Source organism: Lysinibacillus sp. YS11, assembly GCF_002896375.1.
Taxonomy (GTDB): domain Bacteria; phylum Bacillota; class Bacilli; order Bacillales_A; family Planococcaceae; genus Lysinibacillus; species Lysinibacillus capsici.
Genome location: NZ_CP026007.1, coordinates 1,732,869 through 1,757,169, shown reverse-complemented (window position 1 = coordinate 1,757,169; position 24,301 = coordinate 1,732,869). Strand labels below are relative to the sequence as shown.

At 41.1% G+C, this 24,301-nt stretch carries 23 protein-coding genes and 1 pseudogene; 3 read left to right on the top strand and 21 right to left on the bottom strand.

Annotated features, from left to right (window positions below; all coding sequences use genetic code 11):
- Nucleotides 1–55: 55 nt before the first annotated feature.
- From LBYS11_RS08350 to LBYS11_RS08300, 11 genes and pseudogenes are all read right to left on the bottom strand, one after another.
- Nucleotides 56–2,248 (bottom strand): YheC/YheD family protein, encoded by a 2,193-nt coding sequence (locus LBYS11_RS08350; protein WP_103117834.1) that lies wholly within the window; start codon nucleotides 2,246–2,248, stop codon nucleotides 56–58.
- Between the two features lie 79 nt (nucleotides 2,249–2,327).
- Nucleotides 2,328–2,759, bottom strand: coding sequence for a hypothetical protein (locus LBYS11_RS08345; RefSeq protein ID WP_066037421.1), 432 nt, complete (start codon nucleotides 2,757–2,759; stop codon nucleotides 2,328–2,330).
- A gap of 149 nt (nucleotides 2,760–2,908) precedes the next feature.
- Nucleotides 2,909–3,559, bottom strand: a complete 651-nt coding sequence (locus tag LBYS11_RS08340; RefSeq protein ID WP_103117833.1) for an HAD family hydrolase — start codon at nucleotides 3,557–3,559, stop codon at nucleotides 2,909–2,911.
- Nucleotides 3,560–3,779: 220 nt separating this feature from the next.
- Nucleotides 3,780–4,124 carry a DMT family transporter gene (locus tag LBYS11_RS08335; RefSeq protein ID WP_103117832.1) on the bottom strand — a complete coding sequence of 115 codons (345 nt, stop codon included), beginning with the start codon at nucleotides 4,122–4,124 and terminating at the stop codon, nucleotides 3,780–3,782.
- A gap of 13 nt (nucleotides 4,125–4,137) precedes the next feature.
- A complete protein-coding gene (locus tag LBYS11_RS08330; protein WP_048390263.1) occupies nucleotides 4,138–4,461 on the bottom strand; it encodes a DMT family transporter in 324 nt (107 codons plus the stop codon).
- 25 nt (nucleotides 4,462–4,486) lie between these two features.
- Nucleotides 4,487–4,704 (bottom strand): annotated as a pseudogene (locus tag LBYS11_RS08325) (helix-turn-helix domain-containing protein).
- A gap of 11 nt (nucleotides 4,705–4,715) precedes the next feature.
- Nucleotides 4,716–5,354, bottom strand: coding sequence for a DUF2975 domain-containing protein (locus LBYS11_RS08320; protein ID WP_103117831.1), 639 nt, complete (start codon nucleotides 5,352–5,354; stop codon nucleotides 4,716–4,718).
- A 118-nt stretch (nucleotides 5,355–5,472) separates the two neighbouring features.
- Nucleotides 5,473–6,993: an osmoprotectant update ABC transporter permease/substrate-binding subunit OpuFB gene (opuFB, locus tag LBYS11_RS08315; RefSeq protein ID WP_103117830.1), complete on the bottom strand. Its 1,521-nt coding sequence runs from the start codon at nucleotides 6,991–6,993 to the stop codon at nucleotides 5,473–5,475.
- The gene (locus LBYS11_RS08310) at nucleotides 6,983–7,939 is read right to left on the bottom strand and encodes an ABC transporter ATP-binding protein (protein WP_103117829.1); all 957 of its coding nucleotides are present in this window, start codon (nucleotides 7,937–7,939) and stop codon (nucleotides 6,983–6,985) included. Before LBYS11_RS08310 ends, opuFB begins: the two co-directional genes overlap by 11 nt.
- A 92-nt stretch (nucleotides 7,940–8,031) precedes the next feature.
- Nucleotides 8,032–9,828: a vWA domain-containing protein gene (locus LBYS11_RS08305; RefSeq protein ID WP_103117828.1), complete on the bottom strand. Its 1,797-nt coding sequence runs from the start codon at nucleotides 9,826–9,828 to the stop codon at nucleotides 8,032–8,034.
- A gap of 3 nt (nucleotides 9,829–9,831) precedes the next feature.
- Entirely contained in the window at nucleotides 9,832–10,890 is a 1,059-nt protein-coding gene (locus LBYS11_RS08300) for an AAA family ATPase (protein WP_048390252.1), read from the bottom strand.
- A gap of 146 nt (nucleotides 10,891–11,036) precedes the next feature.
- Between LBYS11_RS08300 and LBYS11_RS08295 the strand changes: the two genes are divergently transcribed.
- From LBYS11_RS08295 to LBYS11_RS08285, 3 genes are all read left to right on the top strand, one after another.
- On the top strand, nucleotides 11,037–12,425 hold the full coding sequence (locus tag LBYS11_RS08295; protein ID WP_048390250.1) for a hypothetical protein: 1,389 nt from the start codon (nucleotides 11,037–11,039) through the stop codon (nucleotides 12,423–12,425).
- 130 nt (nucleotides 12,426–12,555) lie between these two features.
- Nucleotides 12,556–13,314, top strand: coding sequence for a glucosaminidase domain-containing protein (locus LBYS11_RS08290; protein WP_048390248.1), 759 nt, complete (start codon nucleotides 12,556–12,558; stop codon nucleotides 13,312–13,314).
- Between the two features lie 106 nt (nucleotides 13,315–13,420).
- The gene (locus LBYS11_RS08285; RefSeq protein ID WP_103117827.1) at nucleotides 13,421–13,837 is read left to right on the top strand and encodes a hypothetical protein; all 417 of its coding nucleotides are present in this window, start codon (nucleotides 13,421–13,423) and stop codon (nucleotides 13,835–13,837) included.
- Between the two features lie 8 nt (nucleotides 13,838–13,845).
- Here LBYS11_RS08285 and LBYS11_RS08280 read toward each other — a convergent pair whose 3' ends face one another.
- The 10 genes from LBYS11_RS08280 to LBYS11_RS08235 all read right to left on the bottom strand — a co-directional run bounded on the left by LBYS11_RS08280 (nucleotide 13,846) and on the right by LBYS11_RS08235 (nucleotide 24,038).
- A complete protein-coding gene (locus LBYS11_RS08280) occupies nucleotides 13,846–14,664 on the bottom strand; it encodes a C40 family peptidase (protein ID WP_103117826.1) in 819 nt (272 codons plus the stop codon).
- Nucleotides 14,633–15,445, bottom strand: coding sequence for a serine hydrolase (locus tag LBYS11_RS08275; RefSeq protein ID WP_048390242.1), 813 nt, complete (start codon nucleotides 15,443–15,445; stop codon nucleotides 14,633–14,635). Before LBYS11_RS08275 ends, LBYS11_RS08280 begins: the two co-directional genes overlap by 32 nt.
- A 7-nt stretch (nucleotides 15,446–15,452) precedes the next feature.
- Nucleotides 15,453–16,385, bottom strand: a complete 933-nt coding sequence (locus LBYS11_RS08270) for a S66 peptidase family protein (RefSeq protein WP_103117825.1) — start codon at nucleotides 16,383–16,385, stop codon at nucleotides 15,453–15,455.
- A complete protein-coding gene (locus LBYS11_RS08265; RefSeq protein WP_103117824.1) occupies nucleotides 16,382–17,329 on the bottom strand; it encodes an ATP-binding cassette domain-containing protein in 948 nt (315 codons plus the stop codon). The genes LBYS11_RS08270 and LBYS11_RS08265 overlap by 4 nt, the downstream gene beginning before the upstream one ends.
- Nucleotides 17,322–18,395 carry an ABC transporter ATP-binding protein gene (locus LBYS11_RS08260; RefSeq protein WP_103117823.1) on the bottom strand — a complete coding sequence of 358 codons (1,074 nt, stop codon included), beginning with the start codon at nucleotides 18,393–18,395 and terminating at the stop codon, nucleotides 17,322–17,324. Before LBYS11_RS08260 ends, LBYS11_RS08265 begins: the two co-directional genes overlap by 8 nt.
- Entirely contained in the window at nucleotides 18,388–19,362 is a 975-nt protein-coding gene (locus LBYS11_RS08255) for an ABC transporter permease (protein WP_103117822.1), read from the bottom strand. The genes LBYS11_RS08260 and LBYS11_RS08255 overlap by 8 nt, the downstream gene beginning before the upstream one ends.
- Nucleotides 19,362–20,306, bottom strand: a complete 945-nt coding sequence (locus LBYS11_RS08250; RefSeq protein ID WP_054550857.1) for an ABC transporter permease — start codon at nucleotides 20,304–20,306, stop codon at nucleotides 19,362–19,364. Before LBYS11_RS08250 ends, LBYS11_RS08255 begins: the two co-directional genes overlap by 1 nt.
- An 82-nt stretch (nucleotides 20,307–20,388) precedes the next feature.
- Entirely contained in the window at nucleotides 20,389–22,218 is a 1,830-nt protein-coding gene (locus tag LBYS11_RS08245) for a peptide ABC transporter substrate-binding protein (protein ID WP_233732590.1), read from the bottom strand.
- Nucleotides 22,219–22,515: 297 nt separating this feature from the next.
- Nucleotides 22,516–23,310, bottom strand: coding sequence for a M55 family metallopeptidase (locus LBYS11_RS08240; protein ID WP_054550855.1), 795 nt, complete (start codon nucleotides 23,308–23,310; stop codon nucleotides 22,516–22,518).
- Nucleotides 23,307–24,038: a M15 family metallopeptidase gene (locus LBYS11_RS08235; protein ID WP_233732580.1), complete on the bottom strand. Its 732-nt coding sequence runs from the start codon at nucleotides 24,036–24,038 to the stop codon at nucleotides 23,307–23,309. Before LBYS11_RS08235 ends, LBYS11_RS08240 begins: the two co-directional genes overlap by 4 nt.
- Nucleotides 24,039–24,301 lie beyond the last annotated feature (263 nt).

Below are 24,301 nucleotides of genomic sequence, written 5' to 3'. Positions count from 1 at the left end.
CCGCTTGCCAGTGGACAGTTACTCGGGCTTTTTTATCTTCATAAGTCGTAAACAATTATTCTTCTTTAAACGTTTGATCTAAAAACTTCACGGTTTCAAACATATTGGTTTTACTTGCACCCTTCACAAGAATGGTATCATGGGGCTTAATGAGCTTTTCAAGGAGGGCATGCAATTGATCTTTATTAATAAAATGATGTACTCTGGATGGGTCCATGCCCTTCGCGATGGCAGCATTACTCATTTCATCTGTCCTAAAGCCATAGGTAATAAATTCATCGATGCCTATCTCATACACGTACTCTCCAACCTTACGATATTCCTCTTCCCTCAAGACACCAAGTTCTCGCATTTGCCCAATAATGGCTACCTTGCGATTTGTCGCGATATTCTTCAGTACATCGAGCGCAGCACGAACCCCCTGCGGATGAGAGTGTACTGTATCATCAATAACCGTTATATCATCACGGCAATTATAAATCGTTAAACGTCTTGGTGGTTTTTTAAAGTTGAGCCCTGCCTGAATATCAAGTGGACTAAATCCTAAAAGATCAGCCACTGCCACTGCATTCAATGCGTTGTATACATGATGTTCTCCTAAAATAGGAATATATAATTCTATTTCTTGCCCATGCAGCTTCATTTTAAAGGACATGCCGACATCTTTATATTGCAAATCATATGCACGGTAATCCGCTTCTTTTTTAATGCCTACCGTGATGATTTTCCCTTTAAATTGCTGTGTCTCTAAGTATCTTGAATTGTCATCATCTTGATTGACAATGAGTAATCCCTGTTGATCCATGCCGTGAATCAATTCCGATTTTGCCTTGGCAACACCCCTTACATCTCCATCAAAGTTCCCAACATGGGCTAAGCCTATATTCGTTACAATACTAATATTCGGCTGGATGATGCTACAGTGATTGGTAATAATGCCTGGGTAAGCCATACCATACTCTAATACAACGGCCTGATGTGTATCATTGATTTCTTCCTTATGCTTTTTCGTATGCTCCGTCGTATTCCAATAATCCTTTGATTCAAATACATTCCACTTTTTCGATAAGATCGAACCCACAAATGCCTTTGTTGTGGTTTTCCCTGCACTTCCTGTAATCGCAATAATAGGTAGGGTTTTCTTTGCCTCCACCTGCTTCGTTTTTTGTTGGACAATTTTCTTTTTCAGCGGTTTTTGATTTTTGGCAAGATACATCGCATAACGGATGGAATGGATGACCACATCTAATTCCAAGTAAAAGGCAGGAGGACAGCCTGGGCGCCAATTGACCTCATACATCCAAATTTTTTGATTTTGATCTAACCCTACATCAATGCCAATTTCATCAATAACTTCCCCAAATTTCGCCATTTGAATTTCATCCAGATGATGTGCCAGCGCCAGTGAAAAATGCTCAAGCATTCGCCGAATATTATAGGCCTCATCCTTAAACTCCTGCTCCAAAAAAGGATCTAAATAATTGGTATAGCCACCATTATTAATATTCGGTATGATGGAGCCATTCGGTGCAATGCGTGGATACACCGTTGTCACTACCCATTTACCTTCTCCATTTTTTTGAACATGCAGGCGGAAATCATAGACCTGACCAGATTTTGTAACAGATTGAATATACGGCTGCATAATAAAGGTGCCAGACGCAAGTTGCTCCTTTATCAATGCATCCAATTGTGGCTTTGTATAGGTTGTCGTGGTGCTATCCTTTCGCACCTCAAAATATTTGGCTCCCGCCTTCGTTATAAAATAAATACCCTTCCCTTTTCGTCCATCAATTGGCTTAAACACAACTCGTTTATAATAATTAACGAACTTATGAAATAAATCGGCATCCTTTACAATTTCAGAGGGAATCAAATACTGTTCAAATTCCTTCGCTTCCTTTAATCGTTTCATCACATTCCATTTGTTCCCGATTGAATGGGTTGTGAATGGAATCTCCTCTTTTAAACGGTCAATAATCTCCTTCGAGACAGATAATTTCTCAGGGCTTCCTGCATTATAGATAACATCAGGAAAGGGCATTGTTTTCTCTTGCCATTGTCCATTCTCATAGACCTTTGCTCGAATAGAACGTTTGGCAAAGTCCACACTTTTAGGTGTGAAGTAAAAAAATGTTGCGCCTTCAGCTTTCGCAACTGCTGCAAAGGCATAGGACTTGAGCACTGTTGTTGGATCAAGTCGATGATGCAGCATACCAATAATCGTCATAGCTAAACTTCCTTTCATTAGATTCTCTCTCTATTACATTCACTTTGTATCCCTTGCATATAGACAGATGCTCTAGCTTTAGTAGTTTAATATGGTACTACCATTTCGGCTCTATGATAAATTTCCCCTTCAACATGTCTGGCTTTAAGAGCTGAATGGCCGATATACCACTGAGTTCAATAGATTTCTTTGTACTTGTTTTTTCTAACCTCACCACATCTGCAATCGAATTTGTATCGTTTCCTTCATAATCAAAAGCACGCAACAATGATACTGTGCCACGGCAACGCTCTCTATCAACATCCTCAATGCGGAAAAACTCTGTCTCAAACTGTTTCACTGTATCCAATAAGCTTAAATGAGCACCACTATGTGTAATTAAAAAAAATGGAATCGTATCACTCCCGACAATTTTAATAAGTAGCTGACCAAAATATTTAGAATGAAAATTCATCATAATATCCTGAAGATCCTTTAAATCACTTAAAGCTTCACATAAAAAGTGATTTCTTTTCTTATCACTATTCAATTCGTAGCCCCCTCTCTTAGTTTGACTATACGATTTGATCCGTGTAAGTTGCCCTCTCGTTATCATATGTTGCGACAAAAAATATGGCGACTTCTTCCTAAAGAAACTAAAAAAACCTCCACCAATGAGGGGGAGGCTTTTGCAAAAGCTTATGTTGCAAGGAGATCATGTATTGTGTATTGTTCTAATGCAGTAACGGTATGGTGTTTTGTATTGAATGGTAATTGCTTGGTAATCTCGTTCGGAATGACCACTGTATAAAGTCCCGCTGCTACAGCGGCTTGTGCGCCATTCGGTGAATCCTCAATTGCCATGGCCTCATCAGCCTCTACTTCTAATTGTTCAAGCGCCTGCAAGTAAAGCTCTGGATCAGGCTTAACATTTGTCACCGTGTCAGCGCTACAAAAGCAATCAAAGTAATGTCGGATACCCAGCCGATCCATATACACATCAATCCATTGACGACTGGAGCTACTAGCAAGTCCAATCTTCAAACCCGCTTCCTTTGCCTGCTGTAGCAATGTTAAAATACCAGGTCTTAGCGTTTCCGTTTCCATCCATTGTGCATGGCGTTGCTGAATGGATGTTTGAAAAGCCTCCACATCCAGTTGTATGTGATGATGTGTAACAAGATATGTATAGGGATTAAAGGTTTGAAGATTGGTCCCAAGGCACTTAGCATAGGTTGCTAACGATAATTCAACACCATATTGTGCATAGGCATCCTTAAAAACGTTATACCATGCTGTTTCCGTATCAATGATTGTACCGTCAAAATCAAAAATTAGAGCTTTTATCATCAAATTCCCCCATTCTATTGGTTTGCGCTGAACTAAGCCTAGGTTTTGGCAGACCTCTCCATCGATTTTCTAATCCTATCCATTACTTTCGCATCTCTATCCGCCTATCCTAAAGCATCCAACTCTTTTGCAAAGCTATCCATCAATTTGCTAATCCTATCCATCAATTTAGACCCGCTATCCGCTACTTTCGGATCTCTATCCACCTATCCTCACAGATCTAACCCTTTTCCACCACTTCTTCACCTTTATCCCCCTGATTCAACAAGATAACGCCTCCTATAATGAGGACAATACCGATCGCAGAATAAACAGTAAAAATATCGTGCCAAATGACAATGCCTACCAGAACGGTTAAAGCTGTGCCGACACCTGACCAGATAGCGTAGGCCAAGCTTAAAGGCATGGTTTTTAAGCAGAGGGATAGGCTATAAAACGAAATACCATAGCCAATTGCTACCGCCAAGGATGGAACGAGAACAGTAAAGCCGTCTGAGAACTTCAGCATGGTTGTTGCAAAGACCTCGCTTATAATCGATAGTGTTAAAAATAAATAGCCTTTCATCCTGTTCAGCCTCCTAATGACCACCAGCAAGATTGAGTACCACAACACCCAAGATAATGCATAAAATCCCTAATACCTTCTTGCGATTAAATCGTTCCTTATAGAGGACAACTCCCACAATAGCGGTTAACGCTGTCCCTAAACCTGCCCAAATTGCATAGGCTGTGCCAATAGGAATCACTTTTAATGTTAAGGCTAAACAATAAAATGCCGTTCCATAGCCTACTACTACGCCAATTGATGGCCCAATTCGTGTGAAGCCCTCCGTACGCTTGAGCAAGGAACTGGCAAAAACCTCTGCTATGATAGCGAGCATTAAAAAACTAAAAGCCGTCATTCAAAAAATCCTTTCTGCTTTGCTTCTAGATGTCATCTTCTTCCTCTACATACTCCAAAATATCTCCTGGCTGGCAGCCCAAAGCTTTACAAATGGCATTTAATGTAGAAAAACGTACGGCTCTTACTTTGCCTGTTTTTAAATTAGAGAGATTGACAATCGAAACATCTACCCTCTCAGCAAGTTCACTCAGCTGCATTTACGATCCGCTAGCATACGATCTAATCGAATAATTATGGTCATGTTTTCACTTCCTAAGCTGTTGCATCATATTCATCCTGAAGGAATGCACCGTATCGGAAAATATGTGCAAAGGTCCAAATCACCACACCACATAGTAAAAGAGTCCAGTGAATGCCTATAAAATGATAGCTAATCCCCTTGATCAAACCCGTCTCTACAAATCGGGACTCCAATTGGAATTGTTGCATAATCAGATAGACGGTATATGTACGAAATGCATTTACTGTCAAGCTCAATACAATCACACAGTAGGCAATTCTCTCCATTTTTTTACTATTAGCGAGTGAAAATACAATACCTTTTGATAAGTTACTTAATATATTCCTCACTTGTACAATAATCATTAATAAAATAGCTATGTATATTGTAGCAGTAAATAGAAAGGTCATGACATCTTTTTTTGAATAGTGAATGTCCCTTGTCACATTTTCTGCCAGCTTCATTTCCAATCCTTCTAACTGAACGGCAGCGGTCACACTGCCCTTTGCTAATAAATGATTCACTTGTTGCTCTGATACCACCATTGCTCCCACCATAAAAATCGCGAGCATCGTCAAGACAAAAATCATCATCACCATGATGATGGTAAAAGCGGTACGAAGCCCCTTTGTCATCCATCGAAATTCTTTACTTTGAATTGTTTGCCCCATTATCAACCTCTCCCTCCTTTCTCTCTATTATACATCCCCCTTTATCTCTATCAATAACTTTTTAATGTTTATCATTAATAAATTATTGATAAAAATAAACCCTCTAAAGGTAGAGGGTTTATTTTAATAATCCTATCTTTACTAAATATTCTTTTGCTACTTCTGCTGCAAGCTTTCCTTCTACATTCACCTGATAATTCATTTCTCGCATTTCATCATCTATAATGTGATCAGCTAGTTGATTTAACGCTTCTCCAATCTCTGGATAGTCAATCAGCGTTTCTTTCCTTAGTAAAGGCGCTCCCTGGTATGGTGGGAATAATGCTTGATCGTCCTCCAATACACGTAGCTTGTATTGACGAATTTCACTATCCGTTGAATAAGCATCTAGCAAATTAATATCACCTGATTGTATTGCCTGATAGCGAAGCTTTGGCTCCATCGTTGCAAGTGTCGTAAAGGCTATCCCATACCGTTTTTGTATGCCAACATAGCCATCCTCACGGTCATTAAATTCTAATGTAAAGCCTGCTTTCACCTTCTGCTCTATCGGTTTAAGATCAGAGATTTTTTGCAGTTGATAGCTCTCAGCCAGCTCCTCTGATACAGCGAGTGCATACGTATTGTTATAGTTCATGGGGCTTAGCATGACCATATCGAATTGCTCCTGCATCCCCTCTTTTGCCTGAAGATAGACGTCCTCTTGGTTATTATTAATGGCTTCTTCCTTTAAAAACTCCGAAATAGCGGTGCCTGTAAATTCAGGATAAATATCAATGCTGCCCGATTTCAAAGCATTAAATACAAATGAAGTTTTACCAAGCCCTGGCTTTAATGTCACCGTTAAGTCGGTCTCCTGCTCAATTAATAATTTATACATATTGATGAGAATCTCAGGCTCCGCACCAAGCTTTCCTGCAATGACAATTTCATCTTGCTGTTTACTGCTTAGGAGCGGGAAGAAAATCATTACCAGTGCCGCTAAACTAATGAGACTCAACGTCGTTATTGTTTTTTTAAAGGACAGAGATTCTAATTTTTTAAGCGCCACATCAAAAATCAGGGCTAAAATAGCAGCGGGAATGGCTCCTATAAGAATGAGTGCCGTGTTATTTCGGTCAATCCCAAGTAATATAATATCTCCTAAGCCTCCTGCACCAATTAAAGCGGCTAATGTTGCTGTCCCCACAATCAGCACCATTGCTGTCCGAATACCAGCCATCATAACAGGCATAGCAAGTGGTAGCTCAACCTTTACTAAACGCTTTGATCGATTCATTCCCATAGCTAATGCCGCTTCTTTCAGTGATGGGTCAACCTCATTGATGCCCGTGTAGGTGTTTCGTAGAATAGGCAACAGCGCATAGACGACTAACGCAATAATTGCGGGAACTTTCCCAATACCGAATAAAGGGATTAATAAGCCGAGCAACGCTAAGGAAGGAATCGTTTGCAGCACAGCACTGATTCCAATAATACTCTCGGCTATTTTCTTTTTATTGGTTAAATAGATACCTAGGGGAATAGCGATGAGGACAGCAAAAAATAGCGCAATAAAAGAGATTTGGATATGCTCTAGTAATGCAGCCAGCAGCTGTGCCTTCCGTTCCTGAAATACATCTACCACATTAGCCACCATGTACATGCCCTCTTTTCTTAGAATCCGCTGCTAAATAACGAAGCGTGGAAGCTCTTGTCACCATGCCAATGAGCTTGCCATTCTCTTCGACACCTAACACGTCATGCTCGGCTAATTTTTCAAGAATCGTCGGAAATGGGGCATCAACAGGAATGGTATGCCCAAAGTCGTTTGTCACTGTGATTGGCTGTAACACATCATGGATCGTAAACAATTGATCCGACTGCTTACCTCCAATAAACTGTTGGACAAAATCATTTACAGGATTTTGTAGTAATTGCTGTGGAGTGCCTATCTGAACAATTTCGCCATCTTTCATAATACAGAGACGATCTCCTAATTTCAGTGCTTCCTGCATATCATGTGATACAAATACAATGGTTTTCTGGATGGTACGCTGCATCTCTAGTAGATCATCCTGTAGTTTGGTGCGACTAATAGGGTCTAGCGCACTAAAGGGCTCATCCATTAAAATAATTTCTGGGTCAGCTGCCAAGGCACGAACAACGCCAACCCTTTGCTGTTCGCCTCCTGACAGCTCCTTTGGCTTACGCTGACGATATTTCGCTGGCTCCAGACCCACCAACGCTAATAGTTCGTCTACACGCTGATGGATTTTCGTTTTACTCCATTTCTTCAGTTCTGGTACAACCGCAATATTTTCCTCTATTGTCATATGCGGAAATAGGGCGATTTGCTGTAGTACATAGCCAATACTCCAACGCAGCTCATGGATATTATAATCGCTAATTCTTTTATCATTGATCCAGATGGTGCCTGCTGTTAAGGGTATTAATCGATTAATCATCTTCAACAAAGTAGTTTTGCCGCATCCACTAGGGCCAATAATAACAAAGAATTCACCCTTTTTAATTTCTACATTTAGCGCTTTGACAGCTATTTGGTTGTTATCATATTGTTTTGAGACATTGTCAAATGTAATCATCTGTCATCTCCTTTAAAATGTGCTCATGAAATGCGTTCACTTTTTATATTTCACCAACAAAAATCATTTCAAACATTTGTAGATAGCTGCAACTATTTCATTCTAAATACCTCGCCTTTGGGCACAAACGGTAGCTTGGCCCCCTGTGGTAGTACGAAGGCATGCTCTCTTTTAATGGCTAAACGATCACATTGACCATCTGTAATAATCAGGATAGGACCATCCTTGGGAAAATCCTGTGCTTCTTCAAGTAGCTGTATACCAGGCTGTAATATCGTGCCTCCTCTACCTCTTACCTTCACTTTCGTTAGTAGCTCTTCAGGTGCTAGATAGCCTGCGTCATAGGCAACAGCATCACAAAATATAACGCGAACAAAGGGAACATCTCTAGCGATGCTATAGCTCGCTATTGTGCCGAGTGCTTTTCCTAGTAAGAGGCGATCCATGGAGCCTGATGTATCAATAAGGACTGCGAAAGTACGTCCATCTTCCTCACCGCTTTGATGAATCCATCTTGGTCTAGCTATATCAGGTGTCGATGCTTGCCTTCTACTGGGGCGGGTATACGTTCTAACTTTCTCTATCGGTTGAAACATCCGATCAAACCATTTGGCTAATGCCACATCCCAGGCAATAGGAGGCTGTGCTAGGCTACGAATTTCCTCAATGAGCCCTTGTGGCAAATATCCTCTCTCTTGGGTTATATGATAGCTTAACCCTTGACTCAATGCCCTTCTATAAAAAGCATCTAAATCCACGCCAACCTTGCCTTCCCAAAAATCTGGTGGATTCGTTTCGATCATATCTCCTATGCCCTGCCCTCGAAAGGTTCTTAATTTGCGATACATCCTAATATCTGTAACTATACGATCATAAATAGATTCGGCTGAAAGTCCTTTTAATGCTGGATCATATAGCCCGCCAAATGCTGGCATCTCGCCGATTTGCATATCGATGAGCCAGCCATTGATAACATAATCACAAGCAACATTCCATAAGTAAGGATCACGTCCTTGTCTGCGGGTCGCATGGCTTAAACCTGCATGCAGCAATTCGTGTGAAATGAGAAACCGCATTTCCTCATCGGTCATTCCCACCGCCGTATTCAAATAAATTTCCTTTGTTTCAACTGCAATGGCTGCGACCGAAATATCCATTCTTGTGCAAATAAGTGGGTCTTCAATGATCGTAAAATCTGCTGCCAAAGCACCAAATAAGGGATAGGAGCTCATAAACCAAGCCTTTGCGCGCTGTGCTTGTGTTACCCTCGTTGTGCCTCCCAATGTATTTTCTACCCCTCCCGCTACTCGTATGGCACTTTGTACGGCTTTCGATAAACCTTGTGCAAATAATGCAGCGAAATTACTATTCCCTCGATAAAAATAGCCTGTTTGATTTTGTGATATAACAAAGTCCACTTGACCTGGCATTGTACTATAACCTTTCAAATCATCTGGCACACCTTCGCGTAAAAATCTTTCATATAATTTTTCCTCAGAGCTAATGGCCTCAAAAAGAGGATTACTCATTTCCTTTGGTGCTTGACCAAATTTTAGCTCTGCTAAAAATTTTGTTATATAGCAGTCACAGGCAATATTCCACAGCTCCTGCTGCTCTTTTGGTTGATGATGATGTAAGCCTAGGTGTAGCAAGCAATGCGCTATCACATAAGCCCATTCATTTGGCTGACCTTTTTTATCCTGATTCACATAAATAACACCTGCGCTTGTAATGTAAGCCCAATCCTTTTGGGGCATACTTTCGTATTGCATGTAAACAGCATGACATAACGCCTCGAACAGGGGATGTGTGCAGACAATGTCATGCCCTCGTGCGATGGCTTTCTCATTTTTATGCTCCTGCTGTGATGCTTTCTTCTTTTTGGTCATACGCTACCCTTCCTTTTTGGCTACTAAACGCGGTAAATCTCGGATAACCTCCAGCATAAACCAGGCAGGTAATGCTTCACCCTTTTGCTCTGACACAACCATCTGTGCAATTTCTAAGCTGATGGATGATAGGTCCTTGATCAAGTCTTTGGCACGAAAGGCTAATTGTCGTTGATTGCCCTTCAATGTGGTATGCTCGTTCGGAAGCTCCTTCAGTAACTGAGCCCGGAAGGATTGTGCCATGAAATAAAGCAAATCTCTTTCATCAGGTTGATCGGGCCAACGTAATTCTCCTTGAATAATTTTAGCGAGATCATATTTACTTTGCACTTGCTTGATAAAGGCTTTAAATTGACTGGCAGTATGCGCGGACAGGCAACTACTTGCTAATAGATCAATTGTTTGTTCTTGTAAGCTATTGCCATATGCATACAAACAATCACTTAACATATGCCATGAACGAGGCGTGGAGAAGGGTTCTTCTGTTTTCGGTGGTTCGTTCCATAAATGATCGGGACGCATTTGAATATACTCAATCACATATGGATGTATTTCATGTGCATAGGCCCATTCAAGCCAATCTTTATGCGATGCCCTAAGCTGAACATGAACCATCCGATTGATTAATGCGGAGGACATCGGCTTCACAATCGCGTTATCCTGAGCCCGATTGCCTGCACCAATAACAATCGTACCCTCTGGCAATGTAAACTCTCCAATTCTGCGTTCATGAATAAGACTATAAAACGCTTTTTGTACTTCCTGTGAGCAAGCATTTAATTCATCTAAAAAAAGGCAATAAGGTTCATCGCGTGCAATCATTTTGGGTGGACAAAAAACACTGTAGCCATCCTTAATCTGCGGAACACCAATAATATCCTCAGGTGCTAGCTGACTGCCCAATAACGATACACAATGTAGCCCTAATTCACTAGCAAAATTTTCAACAATCGCTGATTTCCCAATGCCAGGTGCTCCCCATATAAAGACTGGTCTTATTGTCGCAACATTCAGTAGAAAATCATATAGCTGTTTTTGTGTCACATTAAAAATTGTATTCAATCAAAACGCCCTTTCAACTCATTGTTTTAAAGGTTAATAATACCATTTTCTATGAAATTAATCTTGTCTCTACCATTCTATGAAATTGACTGCCAATTACTAGCTGTGAGAAAATAATAAAAATTGTAGTAGAGAGGTCGTGACCTATGCATAATGGCTTTCAGTTTTTGGCGATTTCACAACTAGCAAAAAGGTTTCCAGCAGACTCTTGGTGGGCAAAGTTTTACAAGGATTTTAGTGAGGATGATCTAGTAGCGTACTATGAGGGGGATTTAACACTTCCCTCTCTTGATTTGGACTGGGATATGCCATTCCCACAACAGGACAAGACCATTCTCATTTTCATCAATGGTCATCTAACCGTAGACACCCTCTATAATTTAGAGACAGATGGGGCAATTGGGCTGATAGTGATGGGCAATGTACTTTCTAAAAATATAGCTGTAGGTGGTCAGGAAATCTATGTGCACGGGCATCTGACAGTCGAGAATATATTATGTGGCTCCTACAATCATGGCGAAACGATCGTTAATGGCAATCTTCAGGCAGCAATTTTGGTTCAAGATGATGAGTATCGCATCAACGTAAAGGGTCAGAAGTCGATTCCTTGTATCGTAAATATATGGCACGGAGATGGCGTTTTTCAGGAGCTCCCTATCCGTATTGAAGATGTATTAGTAGACGAGATATTTTTACCTGAGGATGAGGATGACATCGGCTTTTCCTTCACTTCACTCGTGGAAATTCTAAAACAAGGGCGTTCTGCACTCACTCAATTTACAAGCGTTCCTCAAAGGACAATAGCAGCTCCTATTTATTTCACGCACCATTCGATCAATGCGGAAAACATACTGAAACTGACTTCATGTATTCTGATGACACCTGACAAACCTTCTTTCGATTTGACGGAACAGGATGTTTATTTTATGATCCAACGCGCACATACCAATGCTGATGGAGATGTACGCAATGATAGTATTTATATATTGACCTCGCAGTGTCATTATTTTATTTGGCTTAATGAGGATCAATCCGTCTCTCTCTTGACAAAAACACTAGATGAAGAAGCTGAATGGTGGGATATTACAGCATCCCCCCAGGAGGATTTAGTGGATTTACAACAGCACTGGCTGATGTTGTTAACCTGCATCAATGTAGCAGAACTTTACTTGCATAGTATCGAGGTGCGAGATGTACAACAAATTCTCCAGCATCCTACGATTCTGGATTTAGACGATGAACATGATGGATTGTGGGATGGTTCCAAATGCTATAGCTTCCGTCAAACCTATTTGGATGATGAAGGCGATAGGATACATGCTCGCATTGAAATTATGACGCCTGATGAAGCGTATTATTTTTATACGCTCGAAAATCAATCCTATGTTGCTCGCCACTATCAGCCTCCTAACGTTTTTGGTCGACAAGAGCTATCTTATTTAAACACGATTCAATGGGAAGCGTCCGAGCGATATTTTGAGAGATTCAAACAATTTATGTCTCAGAATTTTAAGATAGATTTAGGAACTAATTAAGGCAAGAAACGTTCTATTAATGATGAAGTCTATTCAACTATACATCTCTTTCACTCTCTGTAATAATGAGAGATAGCTAAACTTTTAATAGAAGGGAGGGAGATGTGGTCACGACCAACATCCAGCTACAATGAAATACGTGCTAAACTTTTTTAAAGGACTTATGATTGCCGTTGTTGTTATTTGTATTTCGTTTTATATGGTGACACAGTTATTTAATACGACTGAAAGAGAAGAGTCTGTGGTTATTGATGATCGTCCAAGTGTGGAAGAGTTTATCGGTGAGATTGCAGAGACCGCACGAGATCTTGGTGCTGACAATGACTTATATGCATCCGTGATGATTGCTCAGGCGATTCTAGAAAGTGAGCATGGGCAAAGTGGACTTGGCTCTGCCCCTAATTATAATCTTTTTGGAATGAAAGGCAGCTACCAAAATAATTCCGTCACACTCGAAACCACAGAGGATGATGGGTCAGGCAACCTTTCTACCATCATGGCTGACTTCCGCAAATACCCTTCCTATGAAGCATCCATGCAGGATTATGTAAAATTAATGCGTAATGGCGTGTCATGGAATAAAGATTTTTACGCAGGCGTTTTCAAAAGCAACACAACTACCTATACAGATGCGACGAAGTTTTTAACAGGCTCCTATGCAACTGATTCGGCTTACAATGAAAAATTAAATACATTGATCGCAAAATATGACCTTCAGCAATATGATAGCCCTGTAAAAGATAAGAAAACCATCACGGTGGCTGATGGAGATTCACTTATGAAGATTGCCGAAGCCTATAATGTGAAGGTGACATCACTTAAGCAGTGGAATCAGCTTCGAACAGAACGTCTTGAAGCAGGCCAGCAACTTAATATTTATCATTATTAACATAGAACGTCCATGACTCATCAAGGAGTATGGACGTTTTTTCTCATGAAACTAATTCGTTTGTCTAAACGTCTTAGTGTAAAAATACGGAAAGGATAGGAACACAGTGAAGCGTACACAATTGCTCAGTCTTCTCGCCGTTAACCTTATGCTATTGCCATTGATTCAGCTTAGCTACAACCTATATTTCACAACAAAAATAGCAGAGGGTTCCTTTTATCTTATTATTTTCCCTGCTCTTATTATTTTATCGAACCTCTTACTATGTTGTAGTCGGCAAAGAGTAGCAGCTTCTATCCATTGGACCTTTGTCTATGTGGGACAAGGCACCTCTATAGCCTGTTATTTTGTGTGGCATTATGGGCAACTAGAGCCCTATCCAGATATGCCCCCAGGTGAAGCAGTGTTTGATTTATGCATGAGTACATTTTTAATTGGGCTCTGGCAGTTTATCGTGTTAGCACTGATCCATCTCAGTACGTTTATCATCCTCAAGATGGGACTGACCTTTAAAAAAGCTTAACTACTCTTCTATGAGTTATATAAAGTACCTACTGCTAGTATGGTCGTGGCTAAATCCTGTCGATAGAGGGGGTGTTTGGCATCTAGACTATTAATCGTTACTTCATTACCACCTAACGATGAATGGACATACAAATCATCACCCATGTATAGAGCAATATGACCTGGAAAATAGATTAAATCACCCTTCTGCATTCGGGCTTGCTCTATGTTAACGATAGGGAAGCCCTCTACTATTCGGGCATCACGATAAATATAGACACCGTTTAACATATAAGCCATTGAACATAAACCAGAGCAATCAATACCTAGTGGCGATTTGCCACCCCAGCGATAAGGGGCCGTTAAATAGCCGAGCGCTGTGTCCACTACATTTTCTCGGAACTGCTGCTCCGATAATGAATGTGCTGTTATTTTTGGTTGTAGCCATTTTGTTCGAACATACCCTATTTGCCCTGCCACTAGCTGTACAGCTGACCATTCTTCAGGTACTGCATCGTCTGACATGACACGAATGGAAGAGCCTCTAACAAGCGTTAGCAGCTTTGTACTTTGAATACGTGGCTGCTGCAAAACATCTGCAAAGCTTTGACACACTACATACTGTGCATCTTGTTGCCATGTAGATGCAAGTGCTTCCTCTTGCAGTAAGTCTGCCTTCTGACAATAACCCTCGTAACGATAGGCCGTTTGAATAGAAACCCAATCTTCATTGACATCCCTGATGATCTCTACGGTCATCCCATAAAGCACTTCATCGACTAGTTCAGAAGCTTTATCTGGCATGGCATGCAAGCTAGCAATCATGGCTGTAACGATAGCCTTCATCCTTCTCCCCCTTCCGCTTCACCAGCTGGTCATAGACAACTTTTGATAGACGACCAATGAGTTGGCGTGCCTGATCATTGTCCGTTACATTTGTTATAAAAACACCCATACTATAATCGACTGCATTCGTGTAAAATATCCCCACATCATGATCGACTGTATCCAGTCCGCCTGTTTTATGTGCCAGCCTCACATCCTCTACTAGATAGCGCTTTAGAGAGTCATGTATACGCTGACGGCTTAAAATATCAATGACTAGTTTATTGTAGGGAGGCGATAAAAGCTCTTGCTGATAGATTTGCGTATAAAGATGTGCCATATCCCTTGCTGATGTGCGATTATCTATGCCCTTTGCTAGCCGCTCCACATCCATCATTTTTCGCTGTAGCAGTGTGTCCTGTAAACCAATATGCTGAAAATAGACATTCAAATATTCCATGCCAACTACATCGATTAAGACGTTCGTAGCTGTATTATCGCTAGTAATAATCATCCACAATAGCAGATCATAGAAAGTGCTTTGTGTAAGTCTTTGTTCACTAATCACACTAAAATCCACCCAGTCAGTTGGTGAAATCGTGAGCGTAGAATTAAGTGATAATTTGTTTTTCTCTATATATGAGAGCAAGGCTAACAGAATCGGCACTTTGATTAAACTTGCACTTGAAAATGAAGTCTCTAGCTGATGACTGATGAGCAACTGATTCGTTGTTAGATTTTTAATAAACAAATGTACGTTGTAGGGCGATTCTTGAATAAGTGTAGTAATTCTCTGCTCCATAGACCACCTATCCAACTACATGGATACGCTGATTGTCCGCATCCATCTTGACGCTTCTTCCTAAAGGAAGCGACATCGTTGGTAAACAATGACCACATGCCAAATCTGCAATCATAGGCTTCCCTAAAGGCACTAGAATTTCTTGAAAAATAGTTTGTAATGATAAGCTATGAGCTGGCTTTTCGGGATTTTCAGGTTCGCAATTTGTCCAAGCGCCCAATAAAATGCCTGCCACATCATCTAGCTTTCCTGCCAGTTTTAATTGTGTCAGCATACGATCCACCCGTTGCTCCGTTTCATCGATATCTTCTAAAAACAGAATTTTACCTCGTGTATCAATTTCATAGGGTGTGCCAAGTGAAGCTGTCACTAATGTTAAATTGCCACCGATGAGTTGACCTGAAGCACTCCCAGGAACCAGTGTAGACATGGGCTGGTGAGAGGGATTTTTTAAGTAATACGCCTTTCTTTCATTCTCCATAATCAGCTGAATGAACGACTGCCAAGTATAGTCATCCATCTCCTGTCTAATAAATTCTGTGGATGGCATCGGCGTATGATAGGTTACAAAGCCACATAGCTGATTAAAAGCTATATGTAGAGCGGTCACATCACTATAGCCAGCAAATACTTTTGGATTGGCACTTATCAAGTCAAAGTCTAATTGGGCTAAAATTTTCGTCGCACCATAGCCCCCACGTATACAAAAAATACCATCAATCATTGGATCATCAAACATACGATGAACATCTGCTACCCGTAAATCATCTGTGCCTGCTAAATAGCCATGTCTTGCGTGACAGGTCTCCCCAACGACCACATTGAGCCCTAGCTTTTCGATACTAGCAATAGCAGGTTGCAGCTTTTCGGGTGGCGTTGCTCCAGAAGCACTAATAAGACCAATTGTGTCACCCTTTTTCAATGCCTTTGGACAAATCATATCTTTTCCTCCCTTTTCAGTGAAGTACGATAATGGGCAAGTTCCTCTTCATTGGCTAAAATAAAATGACCTTCCTCTATTTCAACAAATGAGGGGGGATTTTCCTCATAGCGATGCTGTGACGGATCATACACTTCTACAACTTTCTCCCGCTCTTTATAGGGATTCGGCTCTGGTACTGCTGATAATAAAGCCCTTGTATAAGGATGCAGCGGATGAGCGAAAAGCTTTTCTGTTTCCGCTAGCTCCACAATCTTCCCCTTATAAATGACTGCCGTACGATCCGTAATAAAACGGACAATCGATAAATCATGGGCAATAAATAAATACGTTAAATGATTTCGCTGTTGAAGGCTTGCTAATAAATTTAATACTTGCGCTCGAATGGATACGTCTAAGGCGGATATTGGCTCATCTGCAATGACAAACTCTGGCTCCATCACTAACGCACGAGCAATGCCAATACGTTGGCGTTGACCTCCTGAAAACTCATGCGGAAAGCGGCTTGAGAACTCTGGAAGTAGCCCAACGTTCAATAACGCATCGCACACCTTTTGTTGTCGATCTGCCTCATCTTTATATTTTTTCGAAGGGTATAAGCCCTCTGAGACAATATAATCTACTTTTGCTCGTTCATTCAGAGATGCCATAGGGTCCTGGAATATCATTTGGATTTTTTGCGTAATTTCTCTATCCCAATCTTTCGGGATTTTCCCCTGAATACTTTTACCATGGTACAAAATTTGTCCCTCTGTGACCTCATTGATGCGCATAATCGCTCGACCAATCGTTGTCTTCCCTGAACCTGACTCACCTACAATGCCAAATGTTTCGCCTTTAAAAATTTGAAAGCTGACATCATCAATGGCTGTAAACTTATTTTTTCCTTTGCCAAAAACAACAGATAAATTTTTTACTTCTACAAGCACCTCTTTATCAGTCATTCGCATACTGCCTCCCCTCTGCAAAAAATGCTTGTAAGGCTGCTGGAGGCTCTACCTTTGGTGCAAGTGGGTCTAATAACCATGTACGAGCATAGTGGGTATCACTGACCTGAAAAAAAGGTGGCCGCTCGATAAAGTCAATTTTCAATGCATATGGATTGCGTGGGGCAAAGGCATCTCCCTTTATTTCCTGAAAAAGATTCGGAGGTGTGCCCTTGATGGAATACAATTGTTCCCCTTTTGAGCCAAGCTGTGGTAAAGAGGAAATAAGCGCCCACGTATAAGGATGCTTACTATGAAAGAAAATTTCATGTGTTTCCCCAACTTCGATGACATCGCCCGCGTACATCACGGCAATACGGTCAGCCACTTTTGCGACTACGCCTAAATCGTGCGTAATATAGACGATTGTTAAGCCGTATTTTTGCTGAAGACTTTTCAAGAGCTGTAAAATTTGTGCCTGAATGGTTACATCCAAAGCTGTCGTGGGCTCATCACATATTAAAATATTCGGCTTACACGCAATGGCAATCGCAATAACGATGCGTTGGCGCATCCCTCCTGAAAATTCATGCGGGTATTGCTTATAGCGCTTTTGCACATCGGTAATGCCGACATCTGTTAACAGTTTTAGTGTTTCTGCATAGGCTTCCTTACCTCTTAAGCCTTGATGCATAACCACACATTCTTCAATTTGCTTTCCAATGGTTTTGAGCGGGTTTAACGATGTCATCGGATCCTGTGTCACCATCGCTATTTCCTTACCACGAATCCCTAGCCATTCTTGCTCTGTTGTGAACTTTCCTAAATCCTGTGCATTGTAGATAATTTGCCCCTGCTTAATACGACCATTTTTATCGAGCAAGCCCATAATGGATTTCATCAGCACGGATTTACCCGAACCTGATTCACCCACAATGGCTAAGCTCTCTCCCTTGTAAAGGTCGAGTGAAATACCGCGAATCGCTGTTAAAATTCGACCACGTAGCGTAAACTGAATCACTAAATTTTGGATGCCTAATATGCTTGATTTTTTCACTGTCACTCGCTTCCTCTCCTTATACATGGTTTTTCGGATCTGCTGCATCTGCAAAGGAATTACCAATAATATAAAATGCGATCGTAATAACGCTTAGCACAATACTCGGGAAAATAAGCTGATACCGTAGATCTGGTGACATCATAAGGACACGTCCTTCATTAATTAAATTTCCTAAGGATGGCTCACTGATCGGAAGCCCTAAGCCAATATACGTCAAAAAGACTTCGGCCCCAATTGCAAAGGGTATCGCTAAGCTCATGCGGAGCATAATGACAGAAATTAAATAAGGTAATAGATTTTTTAGGATAATACGATAATCAGGTGTGCCTAAGCACTTCGAGGCTAGATTGTATTCACGGTCACGCAAAATAACAATTTGATTGCGGATAAACCTCGCCATTTCCACCCATCCCGTAATACACATGGCAATAATAATGGTTGAAATACTTGGCCGTAAGATATAGGACATTAAAATGAGCACAATGGTTGTGGGGATATTATCGACAACATTATAAAGCTGTGTAATAGGCGCTTCTAATTTCCGTGAAAAGCCCCATAGCGTGCCAATTGTAATGCCCACCACTGCCTCCACTAAGGCGACAACACAGCCAATAAAAAGTGAGGTTCTCGTCCCCGCCCAAATACGAGACCATAAATCCTGACCGATTGAATTCGTGCCAAACCAAAATTCTGCACTAGGTGCAATATTACGTGCCTGCATCCCTGTTTGTTCATCCAAGTAAATTTCAGTTGGTGATTTTTGCGCAGGTAAATAGGGCTGTAGAATCGTAAAGCCAACAATGATGATCACCCCAACTAATAAAAAAACGGCCAGTCGATTTTTCAAAAAGGATTGCCATGTAGACCGCCAATAAGAATAATTTGAATAGCCCGTTTCCTCCGCATGTCTTGCGTCCACTTCGGCAAATTCAAATAAGGTTTCACGTGATTTATTGGAAATATTATTGATTTCATCTGTATACATCCCCATTAACGCACACCCCCTCCCTTGCCTAATTTAATACGAGGGTCGACAAGTGCCATGGCAATATCCCCTAAAATAAGGCCAATGATACCAAGGGAAGAGAACACTAACACTAGGCCTTGCACAATCGTATTATCCTGTCGCTGAATAGCATCCACAAGTAAGCCCCCCATCCCTGGAATGGAATACAACGACTCTATATAAATCGAGCCTGTAATCGTAAACAGAATTGTTGCAGGTAAATATTGTGCCATGGGAATAAAGGCATTACGTAATACATGTTTGAACATCAGTGTCCGCTCCTTTACGCCCTTTGCCCTAGCCAGCTTAATATAGTCCTTGTTCAGTTCATCCACCATATAGCGTCGCATCCACATCGCGTAGGAGGCAGTTGGAGCCAATGCCATTGACGTAAGTGGAAGAATCCAAGTAATCGGCCTGTATTCATCAAACAGCATCGGTAATTGAAAGAGTTCTGTAATATACATTTGAATAACTAAGTAATAAACCGCTGCAGGGACTGCAACAACAAATACGATATAGCCTGTCCCAAGTCGATCCAGCCAACGTCCCTTACGATAGGCCATCATTATTCCTAGCGGCACACCAATCAGGAGTGATATAGCGACTGCTCCTAAACCAAAGAGCAGAGAATACGTGATTTTATCTGCAATAATCGTCACTACTGGGACATCGGTACGATAAGTCACTGATTTACCCAAATCCCCCTGCAGTAAATTCTTGTAAAAATTACCCAATTGGACAAGGATTGGGTCTCGCAAGCCGAGATTTGTTAAGTAAATTTCCTGCTGAGCAGGTGACATTTTATCAGCTGCCGCTCCTAAATAGCCTTCCTCTGGCATTAGCCGTAATAATGAAAAGACAATGGTGATGATAATAAAAAGGGTTAAAACGGATTGTAAGAGTCGTTTTCCTATATACTGCAACATCGCGCCATCCTCCTTTGTCAAAAAGACGAAAGGAGATGCCGACTATTCTTTTCGGTATCTCCTTTTCATCTACGAAATTCTACTACTTTTCAGCATTGGCTAGTGCTTCCGCACGTTCTTGTTCCCACTCGGCAAGTGCTTTTTTAAATTCTTCATTACTCATTGGCTTTTCTAGCACTTGCTGGCCTTTAAATTTCTCTGCCGTTACACCAAATGGCGAATATTGCGCCTCGAATGGATTTAATTTAGATGCCATATAGCCACTACCACCAACTGAATATGGAATAACAAAGGCTTCCTCAATTAAAAACGCTTCTGCCTTCGCAAATAGCTCATAGCGTTTGGCTGTGTCAATTGTTTCTTTCGCTTGATCCACAAGATTTTGATAAGTTGTTTTACCATTCGCCTCTTTATAGCCCTCTGCTAATTCTGGTTTATTATAGGTACCATCGACTGTGAAAGGATCTGTATACGTTGATGGATCTGCATAATCAGGACCCCAGTTCGCCTCTAAGAGCGCAAATTTACCAGGACGACGTACCTCTGATAAGAAGCCTGTGGATGGACCAGCCTCTACGATAATGTCGACATAATCTGTCCCTAGTAGTTTTTCCATTTGCTGCTCGACTACTTGAGAGCGATTAGCCCAATCTGGCATACCAGCGTTATAAGGCATTAAAACCTTTACAGGGAATGTGGCCTTACCTGCTAACGCTGTTTTTGCCTTTTCTTTATACTCTAGGGCCAGCTCTTTATTGAAGGAATCCTCATTGGAAATGGATGTAAGTGGTGCTAGTTGTGTATAATCCACTCCTTCCACATCAACAAAGTTTTTCGGTGTAATGGTATTGCTCAGCAAATCTGCTGGATTATAAGGCTCAACCGTTAGCATCGCGGAGACACGGTCAAGCGCATGGAATAAGGATTTGCGGAAATCTTTATTATTGACGGCGATTTTCCAGTTATCAGGTTCGTATTGTGCGTCAAATTGTGGGTTGAAGTTGAGTGTATAAAAGTAGGTATAGAAGTTATTTTGTGTTTGACGAACCTGAGATTTTTTCTTTTCATCTTTAAACCATTCATCAATGATAGAGGTCGGGATACTAGCCGAATCGATTTCGCCACGTAAAAAGAGCTCAGGCGCCACAGTTGCCGCTTCTTTATTGTATTTATAGCGAATACGGTCAATCAGCACCTTGTCTTTATCCCAGTACGTTTCATTTTTCACAAGAACGCGTTCATTTTGTGGCTCAAATTTATCTAAAATATAGGCACCGTTATAGAGGAAGTTTTCACGTGTTGTGCCAAAATCCTCTCCCTTTTCCGCAATGAACTTGCCATTCACAGGGAAGAAACAAACATAATTCAACATAGAAAGAAAATAAGGTGTCGGCGCCTCTAAAGTATATTCTACTGTATGTTCATCTAGCGCCTTTATGCCTACCTCCTTGAAATCGTTCATCTCGCCATTATAGAAGGCTTCCCCATTTTTCACCACCGTCGCAATCCAAGCTGTCGACGATTCATTTTTAGCATCAAGCACATAGTGTAAGCCATCCACAAAGTCTTGTGCCACAACATCTGCATATTCCTTGCCCTCATGTGTCACCCATTTTGCGTCATCACGCAACTTGAATGTCCACACCGTAGCATCCTCATTCGCAGACCACTCTTTCGCTAATCCTGGCTGGACCACCCCATAGTTGTCATATTCAATGAGCCCATCCACCATATTCGCAGCTACCGCAAATTCATTTGTTTCTGACGTCTTTAAATAATTTAACGTTTTAATTTCCCCTGAATACACCACTCGATATTCCGATGCTTTTTCACTCGCTGACTTGTCATTACAGGCTACACAAAATAATACGACCAGACATACGAACAGCAACCAATATTTTCTCACAAGCATCCCCCTAGTCATCTTTTTATAATGAAAATCCTATTGGTAGGATGGATTGCATCTTCAATAGGATCATTCAAACATAAGCTAGGTCTGTCTAAATCGACCATCTATCGATGAAATGAACAACGGTACATACTCATTGTCACAGTTATGAGATTAAATTTTTGGTTCTATCAACTATCAAACCACTCAGACAGCGTGTCCCACTGCTTTTTGAGCGGGTCCACCACTTTTTTGATCACTTCTCACCTTTCATGAATTAGAATCCTCACTTGATATAAAAGCTCTCACTAAACCTTTCCATCATGTTAAAAATTGCAGGACACGCAGCACCTCATAAAAATCATGGGTCATGAACTCCACGGTATTATGCGGTTTGAATTTGGCATTTGGATAAAATGAATTACGATAGGCTCGTGTATGATCACGATAAATAAGCTCTACCCTAAAGTGTTCTGGCAACGTTACCTGTAATGCGGTACGAGGAACCTTCATAGAAGACTCTACCAGTCGCTTGGTTTCCATGATAGTTAGTTGTGGACTGACACTAATCGTCGCATTGCCGATTCCTTCCTTAGTAGCAAATGTGACAATGTGTTCGTTTACGGATTGAATCTCTTCTGTCAACCCCACATCCCCACTCACAAAGGACACAGGAACACCGTGTAAGGCTGCTGCATAGGTATTGATCAGAAATTCACTCGCATATTCGCCATTGATTTTGACATCCGCGTATGTGCAAAGTGTATGGGCTAGTGGGTTACGCTCACTGCCACCCTTGCTGTGATAGCCGATAAAAATAGCACGATCGAAGCTTTTATCGAGACCCGCTACCATACACATAGGGTCGTATGTCCAGCCACGGATAACTTTACAGTTGATTGGTAAATTGGAAATGTCTAGATTGCGGGCTGAATCATGTGCGTCCTTTACTAAAATTTCGGTTGCGCCCCCCGCTATCGCTCCTTCAATGGCAGCTTCTACTTCACGTGTCATTTGTCTTTGGAAAAACTGATAGTCAGGTGCGTTTAACTCGGTCTCACTCCACGAAGTTGTACCTGTAATCCCTTCAATATCTGCACTAATATAAACTTTCATAGAAATCGAAACTCCTTTACATGGTGATTTTGAATTGTTGCGTGTACTGCTCCGTAATGCGCTGCCTGTGCTTGAACACGTCTAGCCCATGCCACATTGCCATAATCATAATGCCACCATTCCTCCGCATAGTTCGTAAATCCAGCAAGTGTCATACAGTTATACAGCAAACGTCGGTACTGACAGGCAAGCGGATTTTCATGCGTATGTTGTTCAAAATAACGGGTCGCGGATTTTTCATTCATTTCATCAAACGCTGTCCCAAGATCGAGGGCTTTACCATGAACATCAGCCAGTGTTACATCGATGGCACCCCCTGTTAAATGGGGGGCTAAATGGGCTGCATCTTTACTTGGAAATGCTACATATTTTTTGGTCGCCTGCACAATCTCTTGTGATGTTAACTGCGGCATCCTTTTTGCTAATTGCTGAGAAAAATGGCTAAACAAATGCTGCTGTACTTGAAATGGACGATAGCCATCATAAAGTAATAAGCAATACTCTTGAGGTAATAATGTTAACACCTGTTGCAAATGCTCATAGACTCCTTCTCTTACATGTATAACTCGTAAACTATTAGAAATCTGTTGCTGATAGTAGATGGGTTCCATAAATATCCTAGGATGAGCACCTGTAAGCTGGATAAGCGGCTCATTGTTTTCACAGACAACTGGTGATGGCGAGGGGCTTCCATTTAGAGAGGGTGCTATCGGTTGAAAAAGGTTCATAATAACAGAACCCTCCTTTAAATAGTTAGATAATTCAGTTTTTTAAGTTGAATGTTATCATATCTCTCTACCATTGACTAGATAAAAAAAGAATAATTACAAAATAATGGATATATTCTTACAATGATACATATTCCAGCAATTGACGGGTCGAAAAACCACTTATATCCTCTAATTAAGGATTTTATTCATCTTATAGCTCGCTCATGCTAAAAAATTAACGAAACCTGTTTGGTGGCCTAAAAAAAGCCATTGAAACACAA

Coding starts and splice junctions, on each gene's coding strand:
- LBYS11_RS08350 (WP_103117834.1), bottom strand. CDS start 2,248: ATGAAAGGAAGTTTAGCTATGACGATTATTGGTATGCTGCATCATCGA.
- LBYS11_RS08340 (WP_103117833.1), bottom strand. CDS start 3,559: ATGATAAAAGCTCTAATTTTTGATTTTGACGGTACAATCATTGATACG.
- LBYS11_RS08335 (WP_103117832.1), bottom strand. CDS start 4,124: ATGAAAGGCTATTTATTTTTAACACTATCGATTATAAGCGAGGTCTTT.
- LBYS11_RS08330 (WP_048390263.1), bottom strand. CDS start 4,461: ATGACGGCTTTTAGTTTTTTAATGCTCGCTATCATAGCAGAGGTTTTT.
- LBYS11_RS08320 (WP_103117831.1), bottom strand. CDS start 5,354: ATGGGGCAAACAATTCAAAGTAAAGAATTTCGATGGATGACAAAGGGG.
- opuFB (WP_103117830.1), bottom strand. CDS start 6,993: ATGGTGGCTAATGTGGTAGATGTATTTCAGGAACGGAAGGCACAGCTG.
- LBYS11_RS08310 (WP_103117829.1), bottom strand. CDS start 7,939: ATGATTACATTTGACAATGTCTCAAAACAATATGATAACAACCAAATA.
- LBYS11_RS08305 (WP_103117828.1), bottom strand. CDS start 9,828: ATGACCAAAAAGAAGAAAGCATCACAGCAGGAGCATAAAAATGAGAAA.
- LBYS11_RS08295 (WP_048390250.1), top strand. CDS start 11,037: ATGCATAATGGCTTTCAGTTTTTGGCGATTTCACAACTAGCAAAAAGG.
- LBYS11_RS08290 (WP_048390248.1), top strand. CDS start 12,556: ATGAAATACGTGCTAAACTTTTTTAAAGGACTTATGATTGCCGTTGTT.
- LBYS11_RS08280 (WP_103117826.1), bottom strand. CDS start 14,664: ATGAAGGCTATCGTTACAGCCATGATTGCTAGCTTGCATGCCATGCCA.
- LBYS11_RS08275 (WP_048390242.1), bottom strand. CDS start 15,445: ATGGAGCAGAGAATTACTACACTTATTCAAGAATCGCCCTACAACGTA.
- LBYS11_RS08270 (WP_103117825.1), bottom strand. CDS start 16,385: ATGATTTGTCCAAAGGCATTGAAAAAGGGTGACACAATTGGTCTTATT.
- LBYS11_RS08265 (WP_103117824.1), bottom strand. CDS start 17,329: ATGACTGATAAAGAGGTGCTTGTAGAAGTAAAAAATTTATCTGTTGTT.
- LBYS11_RS08260 (WP_103117823.1), bottom strand. CDS start 18,395: ATGTATAAGGAGAGGAAGCGAGTGACAGTGAAAAAATCAAGCATATTA.
- LBYS11_RS08255 (WP_103117822.1), bottom strand. CDS start 19,362: ATGGGGATGTATACAGATGAAATCAATAATATTTCCAATAAATCACGT.
- LBYS11_RS08250 (WP_054550857.1), bottom strand. CDS start 20,306: ATGTTGCAGTATATAGGAAAACGACTCTTACAATCCGTTTTAACCCTT.
- LBYS11_RS08245 (WP_233732590.1), bottom strand. CDS start 22,218: ATGCTTGTGAGAAAATATTGGTTGCTGTTCGTATGTCTGGTCGTATTA.
- LBYS11_RS08240 (WP_054550855.1), bottom strand. CDS start 23,310: ATGAAAGTTTATATTAGTGCAGATATTGAAGGGATTACAGGTACAACT.
- LBYS11_RS08235 (WP_233732580.1), bottom strand. CDS start 24,038: ATGAACCTTTTTCAACCGATAGCACCCTCTCTAAATGGAAGCCCCTCG.